Annotated in this window: 20 protein-coding genes and 1 riboswitch; of the genes, 1 reads left to right on the top strand and 19 read right to left on the bottom strand. The window is 37.6% G+C overall.

Annotated elements, in window-relative coordinates:
* Window positions 1-5: 5 nt before the first annotated feature.
* From BVF91_RS09760 to BVF91_RS09820, 13 genes are all read right to left on the bottom strand, one after another.
* A complete protein-coding gene (locus BVF91_RS09760) occupies window positions 6-1,256 on the bottom strand; it encodes a magnesium transporter (protein ID WP_085113222.1) in 1,251 nt (416 codons plus the stop codon).
* A gap of 169 nt (window positions 1,257-1,425) precedes the next feature.
* A riboswitch (M-box (ykoK) riboswitch) is annotated at window positions 1,426-1,588 on the bottom strand.
* Between the two features lie 47 nt (window positions 1,589-1,635).
* Window positions 1,636-2,313, bottom strand: coding sequence for a Crp/Fnr family transcriptional regulator (locus BVF91_RS09765; RefSeq protein ID WP_085113223.1), 678 nt, complete (start codon window positions 2,311-2,313; stop codon window positions 1,636-1,638).
* 16 nt (window positions 2,314-2,329) lie between these two features.
* Window positions 2,330-3,658 (bottom strand): replicative DNA helicase, encoded by a 1,329-nt coding sequence (gene dnaB, locus BVF91_RS09770; protein WP_013789101.1) that lies wholly within the window; start codon window positions 3,656-3,658, stop codon window positions 2,330-2,332.
* Window positions 3,659-3,727: 69 nt separating this feature from the next.
* Window positions 3,728-4,171: a 50S ribosomal protein L9 gene (rplI, locus tag BVF91_RS09775; RefSeq protein ID WP_045411044.1), complete on the bottom strand. Its 444-nt coding sequence runs from the start codon at window positions 4,169-4,171 to the stop codon at window positions 3,728-3,730.
* Window positions 4,171-6,138, bottom strand: a complete 1,968-nt coding sequence (locus tag BVF91_RS09780) for a DHH family phosphoesterase (RefSeq protein ID WP_085113224.1) — start codon at window positions 6,136-6,138, stop codon at window positions 4,171-4,173. Before BVF91_RS09780 ends, rplI begins: the two co-directional genes overlap by 1 nt.
* A 36-nt stretch (window positions 6,139-6,174) precedes the next feature.
* Window positions 6,175-7,074, bottom strand: coding sequence for a DUF2232 domain-containing protein (locus tag BVF91_RS09785; RefSeq protein WP_085113225.1), 900 nt, complete (start codon window positions 7,072-7,074; stop codon window positions 6,175-6,177).
* 22 nt (window positions 7,075-7,096) lie between these two features.
* Window positions 7,097-7,393, bottom strand: a complete 297-nt coding sequence (locus BVF91_RS09790; protein ID WP_085113226.1) for a MazG-like family protein — start codon at window positions 7,391-7,393, stop codon at window positions 7,097-7,099.
* Window positions 7,394-7,454: 61 nt separating this feature from the next.
* Window positions 7,455-7,721, bottom strand: coding sequence for a 30S ribosomal protein S18 (gene rpsR / locus BVF91_RS09795; protein WP_085113227.1), 267 nt, complete (start codon window positions 7,719-7,721; stop codon window positions 7,455-7,457).
* A 12-nt stretch (window positions 7,722-7,733) separates the two neighbouring features.
* The gene (locus tag BVF91_RS09800; protein WP_085113228.1) at window positions 7,734-8,180 is read right to left on the bottom strand and encodes a single-stranded DNA-binding protein; all 447 of its coding nucleotides are present in this window, start codon (window positions 8,178-8,180) and stop codon (window positions 7,734-7,736) included.
* Window positions 8,181-8,201: 21 nt separating this feature from the next.
* On the bottom strand, window positions 8,202-8,489 hold the full coding sequence (rpsF, locus tag BVF91_RS09805; RefSeq protein ID WP_085113229.1) for a 30S ribosomal protein S6: 288 nt from the start codon (window positions 8,487-8,489) through the stop codon (window positions 8,202-8,204).
* A 65-nt stretch (window positions 8,490-8,554) separates the two neighbouring features.
* Window positions 8,555-8,761 (bottom strand): DUF951 domain-containing protein, encoded by a 207-nt coding sequence (locus BVF91_RS09810; protein WP_013789109.1) that lies wholly within the window; start codon window positions 8,759-8,761, stop codon window positions 8,555-8,557.
* Window positions 8,745-9,623, bottom strand: a complete 879-nt coding sequence (locus BVF91_RS09815; protein WP_085113230.1) for a mechanosensitive ion channel family protein — start codon at window positions 9,621-9,623, stop codon at window positions 8,745-8,747. Before BVF91_RS09815 ends, BVF91_RS09810 begins: the two co-directional genes overlap by 17 nt.
* 17 nt (window positions 9,624-9,640) lie before the next feature.
* Window positions 9,641-10,174 (bottom strand): CvpA family protein, encoded by a 534-nt coding sequence (locus tag BVF91_RS09820; RefSeq protein ID WP_085113231.1) that lies wholly within the window; start codon window positions 10,172-10,174, stop codon window positions 9,641-9,643.
* A 137-nt stretch (window positions 10,175-10,311) separates the two neighbouring features.
* Here BVF91_RS09820 and yyaC point away from each other — a divergent pair, with 137 nt between their 5' ends.
* Entirely contained in the window at window positions 10,312-10,866 is a 555-nt protein-coding gene (yyaC, locus tag BVF91_RS09825; protein ID WP_085113232.1) for a spore protease YyaC, read from the top strand.
* A gap of 1 nt (window position 10,867) precedes the next feature.
* On the opposite strand, the gene cphA is transcribed toward yyaC, so the two are convergent.
* From cphA to hydE, 6 genes are all read right to left on the bottom strand, one after another.
* Window positions 10,868-13,495 (bottom strand): cyanophycin synthetase, encoded by a 2,628-nt coding sequence (cphA, locus tag BVF91_RS09830; protein ID WP_085113233.1) that lies wholly within the window; start codon window positions 13,493-13,495, stop codon window positions 10,868-10,870.
* On the bottom strand, window positions 13,495-14,316 hold the full coding sequence (locus BVF91_RS09835) for a cyanophycinase (RefSeq protein WP_085113234.1): 822 nt from the start codon (window positions 14,314-14,316) through the stop codon (window positions 13,495-13,497). Before BVF91_RS09835 ends, cphA begins: the two co-directional genes overlap by 1 nt.
* Before the next feature lie 85 nt (window positions 14,317-14,401).
* Entirely contained in the window at window positions 14,402-15,274 is an 873-nt protein-coding gene (locus tag BVF91_RS09840) for a diacylglycerol/lipid kinase family protein (RefSeq protein ID WP_085113235.1), read from the bottom strand.
* Between the two features lie 7 nt (window positions 15,275-15,281).
* The gene (locus tag BVF91_RS09845; RefSeq protein ID WP_085113236.1) at window positions 15,282-15,785 is read right to left on the bottom strand and encodes a DUF4446 family protein; all 504 of its coding nucleotides are present in this window, start codon (window positions 15,783-15,785) and stop codon (window positions 15,282-15,284) included.
* A gap of 29 nt (window positions 15,786-15,814) precedes the next feature.
* On the bottom strand, window positions 15,815-16,960 hold the full coding sequence (locus tag BVF91_RS09850) for an aminotransferase class V-fold PLP-dependent enzyme (RefSeq protein ID WP_085113237.1): 1,146 nt from the start codon (window positions 16,958-16,960) through the stop codon (window positions 15,815-15,817).
* Between the two features lie 23 nt (window positions 16,961-16,983).
* Window positions 16,984-18,282, bottom strand: a complete 1,299-nt coding sequence (hydE, locus tag BVF91_RS09855) for a [FeFe] hydrogenase H-cluster radical SAM maturase HydE (RefSeq protein WP_085113238.1) — start codon at window positions 18,280-18,282, stop codon at window positions 16,984-16,986.
* Between the last annotated feature and the right edge of the window lie 48 nt (window positions 18,283-18,330).

Consider the following 18,330-nt stretch of genomic DNA (forward strand, 5'->3'; position numbering starts at 1 on the left):
TCCCACTACCTCCTTGCGAATGTCTTCCCACTTCTCATAAGTTCGTATATTATATCATTTATAAGGACAGTTCCTAATAGCTTCATATCTTCATCTACAACAGGAATCGCTACCAAATTGTACTTTGTCACTGTCTTTATGAGGGATTTTATTGAATCCATATCACGAGTATAGATGATGTCTTTATTCATGATTTCATTTAACAGAGTATTAGGCTCTGAAATCACCAAATCTCTAAGTGTAACCGCACCTAAAAGCCTATTTGATTCATCAACTATATAGATGTAATAAATGATGTCTTCATCTGGTTTTAAAAGCCTAAGCTCCTTTATTGCCTCCTCTACGGAAAGCGTATTTTCAAATGCCACAAAGTCGGTTGTCATCAAGCTTCCAACAGCGTACTCAGGATACTCCATCAGCTCTCTGACTTCCAACGATGCATTGTTCTCCATCTCATTTAAGAGCTCTTCTACTTTTTCTTCATTCAGATCATCCAGTATGTCTGCAACTTCATCTGCAGGCATTTCTTCCAAGATGTCCGCAGCTTTAGAAACAGGCAGCTCGTTTAATATGCTTCTTTGAGTGTCTGTCTCCATTTCCTCCAGCACGTCTGCAGCTCTTCCATGCTCTAAGCTGGAGAATATATCTATGCCGGCCTTTAAATCCAGATCCTCTATGATGTCCGCAAGGTCAGAAGGGTGAAGTGTGGCCAATTTGTGATACGTCTTTGACAACATTATGTTTTCTCTCGAGCGAGTAATCGTCTCTATATCTTCCCAAAGTATAAATTTACTTGATATTGTTTTTCCAAATCTCTTTAAAATCCTCTTTAAAGGCTTTGCAAGGCCAAGTCTTCTCAATATGCCTTCAATGCCTATGTCGACAGCAATTGCAAACAAGCCTTTATCTAAAAGCGCCAACCTTATGTCATTGACTCTTACTACTTTCCTTCCATTTACGTCGATAATCTGTTTGTCTAAGACATTTTTTGACAAGTACAAGACATCTTTAAGGTTATGCGCCTCTACTGGATTAGTGCACACAAGTTCGTACTGCCCAAATTTTTTCGTTATCTTTATGTTTTCCCACTTGTACTCTTTGACGCCAGACTTTGTCTTTACCAACATGGATATTGCAATTGGATGCGTCAATGCCGTTGAAACTCCAACATCCTTAAGTTTACCTAAGATCTCACCGTTTTTAAGCAATATCTTATTGCCTAAAATTCTGCTTAAATAAAGACTTAAAATTGGCATTTCACTACCTCCTTTTCTAAGGGAGGAGTTTTAAGGTAAGATAGACTCCTCCCTCATATTCTTTTTTGAATTATTAAATTTTATTCGCTTATGACTATAAGGGCCAGAGTCCATCATTACCACCTGCCTTTAAAAAATTTAAGCCTTTTACAAAACGTAAAAGGCTCTAATCTCAACACACTCGTTGGGTTTTAGCACTATGCGGCATAGGTAGTACCGGCTGAATTAGATTAAACCTTGTAACGGTAGAATCTGTTGACCCATTGGCATCTCTCGATGTTTCCGGGCATCAGCATGTATCCGCATAGGAGCCTCACTTAACGAACTTTATTCAATTGCATATAAATTATAACACACATTAAATATAACTACAACAAATTTATGACAAATTTTTTAATGCATTTACATCTTTTATTACTATAGCATGTCTTTCAAGCTTTATGACACCTTCTTTGTCTAACTGGCTTAAGATTCTTGTCATATTTTCTCGAGACGTGCCTACCATGTTAGCAAGATCTTGTCTATTTAAGTTTAATTCTATGGCTATGCCATCTTTGCCTTGTATGCCTTTTTCCCTGGCAAATGTCAAAAGAATAGAAACCGTCCTGCCAAGGGAATCCTTAAGGGCTAAGTTTTCTATTATGACCGCCACATTTTGGAGTCTTTTTGCCATGAGTTTTATTATGCCTAAGGCTACTTCATTGTTGTTCAGTATCAAATTTTCTATATCTTTATTTTTAAGCACGATAATCTTTGAATCCTCTATGGCCTCTGCAGTGGCTGGATACTTACCACCTATAAACAGAAGGGATTCAGCAAAAATATCTCCATCCTCCATTATTCTTATTATATGCTCTTTTCCCTGTTGTGATATTTTAGATATCTTGACTTTCCCTTTTTTTACAAAATAAATGGCGTCACCTTCATCGCCTTCGTAAAAAATAACGGTATTTTTCTTGTACTCCTTCTCCAAAGCTATTTTATTGATCTCAAATAGAGATTTCTCGCTTAAGACATTGAAATACGGTATCTTTCTTAAATAATCGTAATCACCCATAAAAATACCCTCTTGACTACTCTGTCCTGTATTTATCTATACTTACAAATTTCGTGTACTGGCCCATCCATAGAAGCTCTATGGTACCTGTAGGACCGTTTCTGTGCTTTGCTATAATAAGCTCTGCGATGTTTTTCTTTTCAGAATCCTTGTTGTAGTAATCATCTCTGTAAAGAAACATGACTATATCAGCGTCCTGCTCAATCGCACCTGACTCTCTTAAATCGCTTAAAATCGGTCTATGATCGGATCTGGCTTCAGGTGCACGGGATAGCTGCGAAAGCGTTATTATAGGAACTTGCAGCTCCCTCGCAAGCCCTTTTAATGACCTTGATATTTCAGAAACCTCCTGCTGCCGGCTTTCCGAGTTTCCCCTTCCTTGCATAAGCTGCAAATAGTCTATTAACACTAAAGACAACCCCTTCTCCAGCTTCAGTCTTCGACACTTTGCCCTTATGTCCATGACTGATATGCCAGGTGTATCGTCAATGTATATAGGCGCTGTAGAAAGAGGAGCCATCGCAGCAGCAAGCCTTGGCCAGTCGTCGTCATCTAAATTTCCCGTTCTAAGCTTTTGGCTGTCTATGTTTGCCGTAGAACATATTAGCCTACTTACAAGTTGCTCTTTAGACATCTCAAGGCTAAATATGGCAACAGGTTTTTTCAGTGCCAATGCGGCATTTTCCGCAATATTTAAGGCAAAGGAAGTTTTACCCATAGATGGCCTTGCAGCAAGAAGTATAAAATCAGATGGCTGAAAGCCAGACGTCTTCAAGTCTAAATCGGGAAAGCCAGATGGCACACCAGTAAGATGTCCTTTATTTTTATAAAGATTTTCTATGTTGTAAAATGTGTCCATCAACACATCTTTAATAGGATAGAAGTTTTCGGTGTTTCTGCCTTGTGCTATGTCAAATATCTTCTGCTCAGCCGTATCCAACACATCGTGAAGATCGCCGCCTTCATAGCTTAACTCCATTATCTCTGATGAAGCTTGGATAAGGCGCCTCAATGTCGCCTTCTCTCTAATCATCTTTGCATAATACGACACGTTGGCAGTAGTCACTATGCTGGATGACAGATTCGTTATGTAGTCAAGCCCTCCTACCGCCTCCAACATATTTTGCCTTCTCAGCTCATCAACCACCGTAACCAAATCGACAGGTATATTCTTTTCAAACATATCCATCATTATGGTAAAAAGCTTTTTATTTGACTCCTTGTAAAAATCATCTGCTTTTACTATCTCTGATGCATCGATTATGGCATCTCTGGACAAAAGCATTGCACCTAAGACAGCCTGTTCTGCCTCTATATTTTGAGGAGGGATTTTATTCCACTCCATCTCATTCCCCCCTTAAAAGTCCAAAACTTTGTGTATTTTTCACTCCAAGTCCTGAATAAACTTGAGTAATTATTGTCCTACAACATCTACTTTTACCTTTGCTTGTATGCCGGGGTATATTTTGATGTCTACGTTATAAGTGCCGATTGTCTTTATAGAATCCGGAAGATTTATCTTCTTCTTGTCAATATCATATCCTTTTTTATTAAGCTCATCCTGTATGTCTTTTGACGTTATAGATCCAAACAATTTGCCGTTTTCGCCCGTTTTTACTTTAAGCACGATGGACTCCTGCGAAAGCTTTTTAGCCATCTCTTGTGCAGCTTCTACCTCTTTCTGCCTTTTCTTTTCCTCCGCTTTTTTCTTTTCATTGAGAACATTTATGTTTGACTTCGTGGCATCTATAGCAAGTCCACGAGGCAAAAGATAATTTCTACCATAACCGTCACTTACATTTACTACGTCGCCTGCTTTGCCTATACCCTTTACATCCTTTTGCAAAATCACTTTCATTACGATTCACCTTCCTTAAAATATTCATCTATGGCTGTCTTCAAATCATCTACGACATTTTTAATAGGCTTTTTGACCTGAGCACCTGCCACAGTCAAATGACCGCCGCCGCCCAATTTTTCCAGTATTACCTGAACATTTATATCCCCTATCGATCTTCCGCTTATGGCCACATCGTCATGCCTTTTAAATACGACAAAAGATGCCTGAACGCCTTTTATGTTGAGAAGTTCATCTGCAGCTTGTGCAGCTATGACATTGTCCGTCTCATCAGGGCTTACTGCAATCGCTATTCCTTCTTCTGTTATCTCAGCATTTTTTACTATCGTAGATTTTATTATATACGATTTTAAGTCATTTTGAAACAGCATCTTTACAGATATAGTATCGGCACCCTTTCTTCTAAGATAAGATGCAGCTTCAAATGTCCTTACACCTGTCCTAAATGTGAAATTTTTCGTGTCAACCGTTATTCCAGCCAAAAGCGCTTCTGCTTCTATCGGCTTTAAATCAATCTTGTCTTTTATATACTGTGATATCTCAGTTACAAGTTCACATGTAGATGATGCGTATGGCTCTAAGTAAATAAGCAATGCCTTGTCGATAAATTCTTTTCCTCTCCTATGGTGATCGATAACTACTATCCTATCCACCATGTTTATTAATTCGGGGTACGTAAGATAGCTGGGTCTATGGGCATCAACGACGATAAGAAGCGTCTTTGGATTAACCATGCTCTTGGCATTGCCTACATCGATAAAAGGATTTGCGTACTCCTCGTCTTTCTCTATCTTCTCTAAAAGGGTTTCTATAGCCGGATTTGATTTGTCTAAAATTATCTTTGCATCTTTGCCGAAAGACACAGCACACCTATACATGCCTATTGCGGCACCTAATGAGTCAAAATCCATAAAATTATGCCCCATAAGCAAAACATTTGACGAATCCTCAATCAGTTCTCTTATGGCATGTGCCACAACCCTCGCTTTGACCTTTGTCCTCTTTTCTACAGCCTGTGTCTTTCCTCCATATATGAGGATTTTCTCACCTTTTTTGACTACGGCCTGATCACCGCCTCTGCCTAATGAGAGATCAATGGCAGAAACTGCGTACTCGTTTAATTTTGCAAACTCCGACGAATCTGCACCAACACCTATGCTTAACGTAATCGGTATTTTGTTTCCTACATTTATATCTCTTATAAAGTCAAGTATCTCAAATCTATTTTCTTCAAGATTTTTCAAATCCGCCTCTTGCGTCACAAAGATGTACCTGTCATTGGCGTACTTTATTATATAGGCATTCATTGATTGAATCCAAATGTTCAATCGCCTTTCTATTTCTGCAGCCACAACAGGCTTATTTAGATCATCTGCAGACTGCAAAGCTTCTTCGTAATTATCTACAAGTATGTAGCCTAAGACAGGTTGAGAGCTTACAAGCTTTTTCGATATTTCCATGTAATCAGTTTCGTCAAAGATGAAGACATTGTAGTAATTTTCACCGTCTTTGGGTTTTCTCTTTCTAGTTTTAGAGATGATGCTTATCATGTAGTAGTATTTATTGCCAATCCTGAAGTGATACTTTTCATCCTTTTTCGACTTTGCGTATTTTAAAAAAACATTGTTTATATCCTTTTTATCCTCAAAAGTTTGGGCAAAACAAGAATTGTACCAGACGATATTCCCATCTTCCCTCATCAATGCTACAGGTATAGGCAAAAGCGGTAGTACATTGCCTGATGCCTTATCGACGCTAAAAAAGAGCCTTTCAACGTACTTATCAAATTCTGTCCGCTTCTTTTTTGCCCCTCTGTACTCCACGTACAAAATGTACGCCAAAAGAACCATTGATACAATGCTGATGTATACATTATAGTACAAGAGTACAAAAGCAAGCACTGCCGATAAAATGATGCTTAATAAGCTTACAGAGGATATTAACTTATAATTCTTTTTATCAAACATGAATACATCCCCTTAAACCATGATACAAAAACCATATCACGTAAATCTTCGCAAGTTCATGCTTGTATCTATGACCCCCAGTAGCGTCATCAGAGAAAAAGTAATCGGAAACATAAACAAAGCCACTAATATCACATCGCTTATTAAAGAGCTTACATTAAATCTCTTTGTCATAAAGTATTTTACATATGAAAGGCCGCTTACGGTAAACCCAATAGATAGAAGCAACAGCAGATTAGATGCCACAGCGCTGGAGTTTACAAAATACTGATACAAAAGAGCACCTATAAAAATCCATCCCGTCATGTAAGGCATCCTCCAAAACATGAAGGGAGGTAATTTCTTTACTTTGCCTTCCCTTACCAATATCCTTGAAAGAAGCATGTAGTTAGCTAAGACGATAAGGGCAATCATTATGACAAAAATAGATGGAATAAGCATCTTTAAAGACTCTAATGTATAACTTATCATGCTTTTTACATAAGCTGCATCAGGCGAGTTTTTATATATGTCTAATACCTGATTCCCAATCTGCTGATAGTCACTTAAAATACTACTTATTACATTTATACTAAATATTTTAAGAACATACAATACTCCTACAAAGCCTGCCAAAGATATTGCACCAGTTTCAACCACCACATCCTGAGGAGTGCTGCCACTTTTTATAAAATATCCCATTGCAATCCCTACAGCGCTTAACGCAGCCACAATTGAAGCTGTGATTATGTCTGTAAACAAAAATGTAGCAATAAAAATTAAAGCTGTAGTCAAGATGCCGTACAGCAAACTATTGCTCCTTATTATCACCACGCTTACAGGTACTGCCACAAAAAACAATACGAAAAAAAGCGGCGGTACATATGACCCAATCAAAACCATTATAACCGCTACAGCCACCATTAAAGCTCCATTTACCATGTTTTTGCTGCTCATTTTTTATCCTCCATGCACTATCTTACCTTTTCTTAAGGTACTCCGCCAGTTTTCTGTAATTTTGAGAGTCTTCTTCTATGTCTGCCGAAATGGATTTTATCCTCTTTAAAATTTCCTCATCGATTTCTCTAAAATCATACCCTAATTTGTCTCCAAGAAGATACCCTATTATGATTACGTGACATATGTCGTCTATCAATTCTTGAGGCAAATCGTCATTATTAAAATTTTTAAAAACTGATGCAGTTTTCAATAAAAGCTCAACTTTTAAATTTTCCAAGCTTTTAATATTTCTCGTTATATCAAAATTATTCTCCATAATATCCCACCTTAAACACATGAAAAACAAGAGAGGGCTTGACCCTCTCTATATTATATCATTATTCGGCTGTATATGGTAGTAGTGCAATCTGTCTCGCTCTTTTTATAGCAACTGTAAGTTGCCTTTGATGTATAGCACAGTTTCCTGTTATTCTTCTCGGAAGTATCTTGCCTCTTTCAGTTATATACTTGCGAAGCTTGCCGACTTCCTTGTAATCTATATAATCTATCCTGTCAGCGCAAAAAGCGCATACTTTTTTCTTAGCTTTTCTATTTTTCCTCTTTTGAGCGGAATTCTCCTTAGAATTGTTATTGTTGTTTGACATCATCTACCCTCCTTAGAATGGAAGATCATCCTCTGACTCTACCGGACTAAATCCATCAAAATCGCCGCCATCTAAGTCGATATCAAAATTGTGAATATCCTTACTTAGATCTGGCATAGGATCGCTACCGCTGGATTTATTTGAGTCCAAAAATTTAACTTCGTCTGCCACAACTTCTGTAACCCAGTGGCGATTGCCGCTATTATCATCCCATGTGCGAGTTTGAATGCTGCCGGACACAGCCACCAATCTTCCCTTTTTAAGATTATTTCCGCAAACTTCTGCCAGTTTTCTCCACGTAACGATGGGTATAAAATCAGCCAACCTGTCTCCGTTCTGCTGTGTGTAATTCCTGTTGACGGCAAGTGTAAATGTGGTCACAGGAACCATGTTTGCAGAAGCATACTTAAGGACAGGATCTTTAGTCAAACGGCCTATTAATATAACTTTATTCAACATCATTAACCCACCTATCGTTCATTATTTATCAACTTTCACGATCAAGTATCTCAATATACCGTCTGTGATCTTGTATACTCTTTCAAGTTCATGTGGGACATCTACATCGCTTGTAAAGTTCATCAATACATAGTATCCTTCAGTTTTCTTATCGATTTCATATGCAAGCTTCTTCCTGCCCCACTCATCCACATTAGTAATTTCTCCACCTTTTTCTGTTATGAGATTTTTAAACTTCTCAATTAAAGCAGGTCTTGCCTCGTCATTTACATCTGGAGAAATTATGAATATTGTTTCATACGCTCTCATTCTTTCACCTCCTTATGGACTTTACGGCCCTATTGGGCAAGGCGGCAATCCATATTGTTATTTTATCATTGTTCATTTGGTTTTTCAACAGTTTTTATTACTTTTTTCATTCCTTTTTCAAATTTTGGCCTTGGCATTAAAACCATCCTGCCGCACTTTAAACACTTTATCCTTATGTCCATTCCTACCCTAAGCACTTCCCATTCATCGTTGCCGCAAGGATGGACCTTTTTCATTTTTACAATATCACCTACGTTAATCTCTTTCGGCACTGACATCACCCTTTTTATCTTTGTCTTCGATTGATATATTCATGTGAGGATATGGCAAATCAATATTGTAATCCTTAAAAAGCTTCTTAATCCTGTACCTTAGATCCCTTTCAACAGCCCACTGCTGCATTGGCTTTGCCATTGCTACTACAGTTATTTCCACTGTAGAGTCTTTAAAATTTGTTATTCCAAGGACTTTTGGGCCATCTAAAAGGTCAGTTCTGTCCCTTTTCATTTCGTCACATATCTCATTAAGGGCTTCTATGACCCTATCTACATCTTCTTCATAAGATACGGATACAGCCACAAGTGCTCTCATGGCACCCTTTGAATGGTTTGTCACAGATGTTATCTCTCCGTTTGGTATGATGTTTAAATCACCCGAAAAATCCCTTATTTTTGTGACTCTAAGTCCGATCTCCTCAACAGTGCCGGATAAGTTGTTTATTGTTATGTAGTCCCCTACTCCGAATTGGTCTTCAAATATTATGAAAAACCCGGTAATGACGTCTTTCACAAGGCTTTGGGCTCCAAATCCTACGGCAAGGCTACCTATACCAGCAACAGCCAATATGGAACCCATCTTAAGCCCTAATATCTCAAGGATAGAATAAACAGCCACAAAATATATGACGTACTTTAAAATATTCTTCGTAAGTGAAGAAAGAGTCTTTACTTTTCGCTCGGAAAATTGAAGCTTTGACTTCTCTTGCATCACATAAAATCGATCGATTAAAAGATACCCCAACTTTTTGGCAATATAGGCTATTATTATGACTTTTATTATGTCAAAAGTATTTCCAAAAATTTTTATATCGTAAAGCTTCAGTATTTGATCGTAAAGTCTACTTATGTACTCCAATTTAAACATCCTTTCATTTAAAGCAAAAGCAATTTAATAAAGTCCTTGTTTGTCAAAAACAGCTTTGCAAATTGAGACTTTTCTATGTAAGTCCAATAACTTAATGGCAGCATGCCATTTACTACACTTAACAATCCAAACAGCAAAAATAGAAATGCAAATCCTTCTATAGCGCCTAAAATTCCACCACCGACTCTGTTGAAAGTCCTTATAACTGGATAATCCATTAACTTATTGATAGTTACTGCAACAGCTTTCAAAAACAGCAAAGACAGCAAAAACGTAAATACAAAACTAATCAATATAACAATCATCTTCGTCGATGCACCGCTTAAAATCGCATCACCGTATCCTGTGATCTTCACTATAAGACTTACCAATTTATTATTTCTCAATATCAATTGTTCTACAACTGGATAAAATCTTTTAGTCAAAATCCATGATAGCACAATGCTGGCCATCCCGTACAACGTCATGATAAATCCTTTAATGAAGCCAGTATATATGAAATAGGCTATTATTAAAAGTATTGCCATATCAACAATATTCATATAAACCACCTTAAAGTGCAACTACTATTATAATACACATATCTACCCAGCTTTTCAACCTAAAATGTCGTCAGTGTATTAACAAGGTAAAAATTGTGAAAAATAAATATGAGATTGCTTAAAGGAGATGGGCTACAATGAAACTGATAAACATAAATGACAAAACTTGTTACAGCGATTTTAGCCTTGAATTTTCAAGATGTTTTAATAAATTGTTTAATTTTAAGGATGAATTTGTAATAGTATGTATTGGCACTGATAGATCCACAGGAGATAGCCTGGGACCTATCGTGGGATACAAATTAAAAAACTATTTCTCCGATAAAATAGGCATATACGGCACATTAAATGAACCTGTCCACGCTAAAAACTTAAATGAAACTTTAAATACGATAAACAAAGTACATAAAAATCCTTTTATAGTCGCTGTAGACGCATGTCTTGGCTCATTAAACCACGTAGGGTGCATATCAATAGGTGAAGGATCTATAAAACCTGGCGCAGGTGTTTCTAAGGATTTGCCTCCTATCGGAAACATGTATGTGACCGGAATAGTAAATATATCAGGTTTTATGGAATTTATGGTTCTGCAGAATACGAGGCTTAATATCGTTATGAAAATGGCAGATATAATAACGTACGGCATAACACAATCTATAATGAACATCATAGACCGCAAGGAAAGGGCGTGATTTACGCCCTTTCTTTGCTTTCATCAATATTAAATTGGCTTAATCTTATGAAGTTGTTTATGGCATCGATTATCGGTGTGTACTTTTCATAGAATATGACTATCAAATCGCCTGGCATCGCTTCATACATGGCCGATTTCAGTGCATCTACTTCTTTTAAAATCACCTTTACATCTTCTTTAGAAATCCCACCTTTTAAGGCGCCTATCTCAAGAAGTTTTGCTACTTCGCCAGGTTTTCTTCCTCTCAAATCTATGTCTTCTTTTATGTAGATTTTGTCAAACCCTTTTCCACATATCTCTCCAACCTTCAGTGTGCTTGAATCGCTTCTGTCCCCAGGCACACCTATAACGCCGATTAAGCGATTTGGATTTAGTTTGCGAGCAGATTCTATCACTTTCTTTATTCCATCAATATTATGGCCATAATCCACCAACACTCTGAAGCTTCCTATGTTGAATATATTAAATCTGCCTGGATTGTGGTTTTCATCGCAGTAAAAAGACCTAATGCCTCTCGATATGACGTTGACTGGAACCTTTATCCCATAACATGCAGCAATTGATGCCATGGCATTTTCCACATTGTACAAGACTTTGCCGTTTAACGTTGCTGGAATCTCATCGATCTTCACAACAGGTATGATTTCGCCATTTGCTATGACTATAGTGTCGTCCTTTAAATATACAGATATACCACCATTTTCAAGATGTCTTTTTATAGTCAAGTTGTTCTCGTGCATGGAGAAGTATATGATCTTTCCCTTTGCTCTTTTCGCTATGTATGGTGTCATAGGATCATCTGCATTTAACACAGAATAGCCATCCTTTTTTACTGCCTCCACCACCAGTGATTTTACAAAAGCCAGATCTTCCAATGTCTCAACACCATCTATCCCAAGATGATCTTCTGATATGTTTGTGATTATGCCGACATCAGCTAAATCATATCCTAAGCCTTCTCTCACTATGCCGCCTCTGGCGGTTTCTAATACTGCTGCATCGATGTTTTTGTCTGCAAGGCATGTTCTGGCGCTTTTCGGCCCCGAATTATCGCCTTTGTATATGCAGACATCGTCTACGTAGATGCCATCTGTTGAAGTCATGCCAACTGTATAACCGTATATCTTAAGTATATGTGATATCATCCTCACAGTGGTGGTCTTTCCATTCGTCCCTGTCACTGATATTATTGGTATAGTAGCTTTGCTTCCCTTAGGATAAAGCATATCTATTATTGCCTTAGCTACGTCTCTTGGTTTCCCTTGTGACGGATAGTGGTGCATCCTTATTCCAGGCGCTGCATTGACTTCAATTATTGCACCATTCTCCTTATTTAAAGGCAGCGATATATTCTCCATAGTGATATCAATTCCTGCAATATCAAGTCCTATGGCTTTAGCTGCTCTTACAGCTATCTCAATATTGTCTGGATGTATTTCTTTTGTCCTGTCTACTGCCGTTCCACCAGTGCTTAAATTGGCGCTTTCTCTAAAATAAACATACACGCCTTTTTTGGGAATATCATCTATGTTATAACCTTGCTTTTTTAAGACGAATTGAGAAATGTTATCTATATTTATCTTTGTAAGAGGCTTTTCATGTCCTACACCTCTTAAAGGATTTTCATTTTCTATCTCCACCAGTTCTCTTATCGTATGTACGCCATCTCCTAATACTCTTGCAGGTATTCTCTCAGCCACTGCCACCACTCTGTCGCCTACCACTAAAACTCTGTAATTCTTTCCTTTGATGTGCTTTTCCACTATGACGATATCGCTTATATTTTTAGCATTTCTGTAAGCAACAATAAGTTCCTCCTTGTTAGAAAGGTTTAAAAAGACGCCTTTTCCTTGATTTCCATTGTAAGGCTTAACTACAACTGGATATCCAATTTCCTCAGCTATGGCAATAGCGTCATTTTCATTGTACGCCACATCTCCTTCAGGCACTGGCAATCCATATTCTTTGATTATTTTTTTCGTAAGAATTTTGTCGCATGCGATGTCTACAGCAATGCAACTGGTATTTTGCGTTATGGTACCTTCTATCATCTTTTGATAGCGGCCATACCCAAGCCTCAATATGCTGCCATTTCCCACTCGCGTCACAGGTATTGATGCTTCTTCAGCAGCTTTTTTTATAGCCATCGTACTTGGCCCCAATTCCACTTCTACGACGACTTTTCTAATCTGCTCCAACTCCTGCTGAAAATCAAAGTCTTCGCCGTTTATAAATTTATTTACCATTTTTACTGCTAACTTTGCAGATCTTAATGCACACTCTTCCAGTTCGTACTCGAAAATGACATTGTACATGTGCCCATCAATAAGTCGCGCTTTCCCAAACTTCACATCATAGCCCAACATATTTTGTATCTCCAGTATTATGTGCTCGGTCACATGGGGAAGATACGTCCCTTCCTCAAGCCTTTTTATAAATCCGCCTTCATAGCCGTATGAACAGCAGTGTTTGCTTAAACCTGGGATTGTTTTTACAAGCCTCTCATTAAATCCAGGTATGTCTTTCGTAGGTATATCATGATCACCTGTGTCAACTACCATCTTTACAACAGGTCTATGGCAGTATATGTTTCTGCCTCGATACACCTTTATGTCCTTTATATTCATTATTTATCCTCCTCATTGTATTTAAAAGGCTCCCTCAGCATGATATTAAAACCATATCCAGATGGGAGTATATGCAGTGTAACATGTGTCAATGATAGTATCTCATCAGGACTTGATTCCGATACATTTGTATTTTTTAGCGTCCTTCCATCTACAACAGTCACTGCATTTGAGCCAATGACTTTAAACTTGTCGCCATCGACAACTATGGCAGTATCCTCATCTATTCCTACTCCAAGATTGTTGGGATTTTCAGCTATGGCCGTAAGCAGTCTTCCAATCCTGCCTCTTTGGGCAAAATGTTGATCTATTATGACGTTATTCAAAAGTCCCAATCCTGAAGCCATGTTTATGGTGCATTTTCTCGGGGCTTCCTCGTCGTCTCCACCTATTATCATTGTCCCTGACATAGCGGAAGCACCTGCGCTTGTGCCAACTATTAGAGTCCCTTTCCGCTTATTAAGTTCATTCAATAGTTTGTCTATACCGCTTCCGCCAAGTATGCTTGTGATCCTTAATTGATCTCCACCTGTAAAGAAAATACATGTGCTTTTTTTAAGCTTTTCTAAGGCAATCTCATCTTTTGCATCATCTCTTGAATCTATATTTACAGTTTCTACGATCCCAGCTCCTAGCCTTTTAAAAATTTCCACATAATTTTTACCTACCTCTTGTGGCTTTTCTGTGGCTGTAGTCATCACCACAATCCTGCCATTTTCACCACCTGATAGCTTTATCACTTCTTTTAAAATTACACATTTATCTTTTTTGTCCTCTGCTCCACCTATTATAATCAGTTTCCCTGTTTTTATTTCATCCATCTATACGCCTCCAAAGAAGTTAAAAAATAAAAAACTTCAACCATATATAGTATGGCTGAAGTTTTTTAACAATATACTTTTTTATTTAATTCGTACAAATTTTTACAGAATTCCTTTTCACATTAAGCACTATTGTGTTTGATAAAATGACTTCCCCGTCAACACAAAGCGCCAACTCTTTTTCAGCGTCTATATGTATTTTCTCGGCTTTATAAGTTTCAACACATTTCAACGATGTGTGCTTCCCAAAGATGGCCATAGGAAGCAAGAAAAGCAGCTTAAATTTGCTGATTTCATTTACGATTATCACATCTAAATATCCATCATCAGGATTGGCGTCAGGCAAAATCTTAAATCCACCGCCGTAAAAGCTGCAATTGCCAAATGCAGCTAACATTATCCTTCTCTTTATCATCTTTCCGTCTATATCGATCTTTACGTTGTATGGCTTGTATTTAAAAAGTACATTTATAAGGCTTAATGTATAAGCTAAAATTCCACTGACAAATCTTTTAAATCTGGTTACTTGCACCGCAACGTCTGCATCGATGCCTATATTTGCCACATTGTTGCATGTAATGTACTTGTTTATGACAGCGCTATCGATAAACTTTGTCTTTTTCATTAACAGAATTTCCAATGCCTTATATACGTCCTTTGGAATGCGGAAATACCTGGCAAAATCATTGCCAGTACCTAAAGGTATTATGCCAAGTGCTACATCTGAATCCTTTATGCCATTGATGACCTCATGAACTGTCCCGTCGCCACCTACTGCTACTACGATTTCAAAATCATCTTTTACAGCTTCTCTCGCCAGTATAGTGCCATGTCCGGGATATTTTGTTATAAAAAACTTGTACTTTAAGTTTTTCTCATTCATATACTTCTCTATTTTAGGAATCATCCTGTATGCCTTGCCATTGCCAGCAGTGGGGTTTACAATAAAGGCGATCAAATTATCCTCACCTCTGGCCTTTTCTTGCCTTATCTATGGCTTGTATCTCCTCAGCAGACAGAGGATAATTTGATTGTGCTTTGACTATAGGTTTTGCAAATGTGGCTGTTTCATTTCTTCCATAGATACCTGATATTACTATTCCATTGTCATCGCTATCTAAAAGAGCTATCGAAAAGCTTAAATCAGATCCAACATCATTAAAAGCATTGTACCTTACGATTCCAACCTTTTTTATAGATGCTTTCATTTCATTGTCTATCATGCTTAGCTCTTTTCTGAACTTCTCCAACTTCTCGTTAAACTCGTCGTTTTTGCTTATATTTTTAGCCAAAAGATCTACTACATCCCCCATCTCCAATTCCTTAATAAGCTTTTTATATTTATTTTTCAATTTTGTGTATTTTGAATTAATCACAATGACCACTATAAAATCTATTAATCCTAAGACAATCGCAAATAATACAAGTAAATCCATATTTTTATTGAGCATCATCATAAGTTCCTGCATAGTTTTTTTCCTCCGCATATAAAGATTATTTAAATGGCCTGTTTTGCTATAGTATAAAGTGCTTCAACAGCTTTATCAACTTCATCTTCTGTGTTGAAATAACCTATTCCAAATCTGACGGTTCCAGTCTTTATAGTGCCTATTGTCTGATGTGCCAAAGATGAACAATGGAGTCCAGACCTCGTCGCTATATCAAATGCCTTATCCAATATATAGCTTACCTCACCAGAATCAATATCTTTGATATTGACTGAAACGACGCCAACTCGTTTTTTCGAATCTTCGTTTCCATATAAGATAAGATTAGGAATTTCTTTTACACCATCTATAAATCTCCTGACAAGCATCCTTTCATGATCTAAAATACTTTCAACGCCTACGCTTCTAACAAATCTTACGCCTTCTTTCAAACCTGCAATCCCAGGCGTATTTGGCGTGCCACTTTCCAGCATATCAGGCATCATATCAGGCTGATGTATGTTTTCCGAATTGCTACCTGTCCCACCTTCTTTTATCGTCTTAAGTTTTATTGTGTCTCCCACATAAAGCCCACCGGTACCTTGAGGGCCTAACAGGGATTTGTGGCCAGGAAATGCTAATAAATCAATATTGTCTCTCTCTACATCAATAGGATAACTGCCTGCAGTCTGGGCAGCATCCACAAGGAAATATATACCCATTTCCCGGGCAATACTACCTATTTCCCTTATTGGCATCAGCGTGCCAGTAACGTTTGATGCATGGATCATGGCGATCAGTTTTGTATTTTTCTTTATGGATTTCTTTACATCCTCCACATCGATATTTCCCTTTTCATCGCATTTGACTACAGTCAAATCGATGTAATTCCTATCCCTCAGCGCAATAAGCGGTCTTATCATTGAATTGTGCTCCATGCTGGACGTTATAACGTGATCGCCTTCGTTTAAAATTCCCTTTATGGCAATATTTAATGAATCCGTCGTGTTAAGCGTAAAGACTATCCTCATTGGATCGCTTATATTAAATAGATTGCAAAGTTCCTGTCTGGCTTCCAATATGTGCTTTCCAGATTCTATTGCCAACCTGTGACTTCCTCTGCCTGGATTGCCACAGTATCTCATCACTCTATCAATCTCATCATAGACTGATTCAGGCTTAGGATACGATGTAGCTGCATTGTCAAAATAAATCAATGATAACCCTCCTATCGACTTTTCTATACTATTTCTTTTATATACTCTTTATTTATATAAGGAGGCAATTTTCTACCGGCTTTTACGATAGCCATGTATGCCGTCTTAAGATCTACCATGTTTTTATTGCTGTAAATCCTGTACCTGCTTCTGTACTTTGAAGGGGTAGATATAAGCATGATAGTATTTGCGCCAGCCATCAAAGCCTTTACTTGGGCTTCTTTGTCAACGGTAGCTAATGCAGTCGTGGCTGGAATAAAGACATTTTTTAGTACAAGCCTTGTAACAGCAACAGTTTTAAGGGTCATATCGACGCTTCCATGCGGATACGTTTCTAAAGGCGTACCTGCAGCAGGCACGAAAGGACCAATGCCCACCATGTGAATGCCCATCTCTTTAAAGAAAAGTATATCTCTTGCAATGTCTCTCGCTGTCTGACCAGGCAGACCTATTATGTTTCCATTGCCATTTATATATCCGTTTCCCCTAAGCCATTGGCTGCATTTTACGCGGTAGTCAAAGTCATCATCAGGATGTATGTTTTTAAATATCTCCCTGTTTGTAGTCTCTATTTTTAGCAAGAAGTTGTTTGCACCAGCTTCCCTAAAATGCTGGTACTCTTCTTCAGTCCTTTCACCAATGCTTAATGTTATCCGCATGTTAGTCTCTTTCTTGATTTTTCTTATTATCTCAATTATTTTATCTTCTGTATACCATGGATCCTCTCCTGATTGAAGAATAACCGTCTTTATCCCCATCTGCTTTAGTTCTTTTGCAGTTTCAACTATCTCATTTACATCCATCCTATACCTGTCAACAGTTAAATTGTCTCTCCTTAAGCCGCAGTATAGACAATTTTTTCTACAGATATTAGAAAATTCTATTGCAGCCCTTATGTCGACTACATCACCTACAACCGCCTTCCTCATCTCATCGGCAGCTTTGTATATAGAACTTAAGTTCTCATCACCATCGGCACTAAGCAGCAAAACTATATCATCTTCTGTAAGCTCTATGCCTTTTTCCACTTTTTCTAAAACAGCTTTTATGTCCCTATTTAATCCTTTATTTATTATTTCTAACAAGCCATCTAATTTCCTAATTTTATATGGATATATACCTTTTACTGATACGGAATTTATTTTTAGGAGCTTTTCTGCTACATCTACATTATATGCATCAATTTTAATTGCGGTACTGCATACAGAACCGTACTCTGCTGGAGCTGGTATTAATTCTGTTTTAATGCTATTTTCCTTTAATATCTTATCTGCATTAAGCATGTGCTGCGTTGAATTGCAGATTATTATGCAATGTTCCATCTACATCACCTTAAATTCATTCATATATCTATATTTTATATTTATTTG

The sequence above is a fragment of the Thermoanaerobacterium sp. PSU-2 genome (genome assembly GCF_002102475.1).
GTDB lineage: Bacteria > Bacillota > Thermoanaerobacteria > Thermoanaerobacterales > Thermoanaerobacteraceae > Thermoanaerobacterium.

Coding starts and splice junctions, on each gene's coding strand:
- BVF91_RS09760 (WP_085113222.1), bottom strand. CDS start 1,256: ATGCCAATTTTAAGTCTTTATTTAAGCAGAATTTTAGGCAATAAGATA.
- BVF91_RS09765 (WP_085113223.1), bottom strand. CDS start 2,313: ATGGGTGATTACGATTATTTAAGAAAGATACCGTATTTCAATGTCTTA.
- dnaB (WP_013789101.1), bottom strand. CDS start 3,658: ATGGAGTGGAATAAAATCCCTCCTCAAAATATAGAGGCAGAACAGGCT.
- rplI (WP_045411044.1), bottom strand. CDS start 4,171: ATGAAAGTGATTTTGCAAAAGGATGTAAAGGGTATAGGCAAAGCAGGC.
- BVF91_RS09780 (WP_085113224.1), bottom strand. CDS start 6,138: ATGTTTGATAAAAAGAATTATAAGTTAATATCCTCTGTAAGCTTATTA.
- BVF91_RS09785 (WP_085113225.1), bottom strand. CDS start 7,074: ATGAGCAGCAAAAACATGGTAAATGGAGCTTTAATGGTGGCTGTAGCG.
- BVF91_RS09790 (WP_085113226.1), bottom strand. CDS start 7,393: ATGGAGAATAATTTTGATATAACGAGAAATATTAAAAGCTTGGAAAAT.
- rpsR (WP_085113227.1), bottom strand. CDS start 7,721: ATGTCAAACAACAATAACAATTCTAAGGAGAATTCCGCTCAAAAGAGG.
- BVF91_RS09800 (WP_085113228.1), bottom strand. CDS start 8,180: ATGTTGAATAAAGTTATATTAATAGGCCGTTTGACTAAAGATCCTGTC.
- rpsF (WP_085113229.1), bottom strand. CDS start 8,489: ATGAGAGCGTATGAAACAATATTCATAATTTCTCCAGATGTAAATGAC.
- BVF91_RS09820 (WP_085113231.1), bottom strand. CDS start 10,174: ATGAATATTGTTGATATGGCAATACTTTTAATAATAGCCTATTTCATA.
- yyaC (WP_085113232.1), top strand. CDS start 10,312: ATGAAACTGATAAACATAAATGACAAAACTTGTTACAGCGATTTTAGC.
- cphA (WP_085113233.1), bottom strand. CDS start 13,495: ATGAATATAAAGGACATAAAGGTGTATCGAGGCAGAAACATATACTGC.
- BVF91_RS09835 (WP_085113234.1), bottom strand. CDS start 14,316: ATGGATGAAATAAAAACAGGGAAACTGATTATAATAGGTGGAGCAGAG.
- BVF91_RS09845 (WP_085113236.1), bottom strand. CDS start 15,785: ATGCAGGAACTTATGATGATGCTCAATAAAAATATGGATTTACTTGTA.
- hydE (WP_085113238.1), bottom strand. CDS start 18,282: ATGGAACATTGCATAATAATCTGCAATTCAACGCAGCACATGCTTAAT.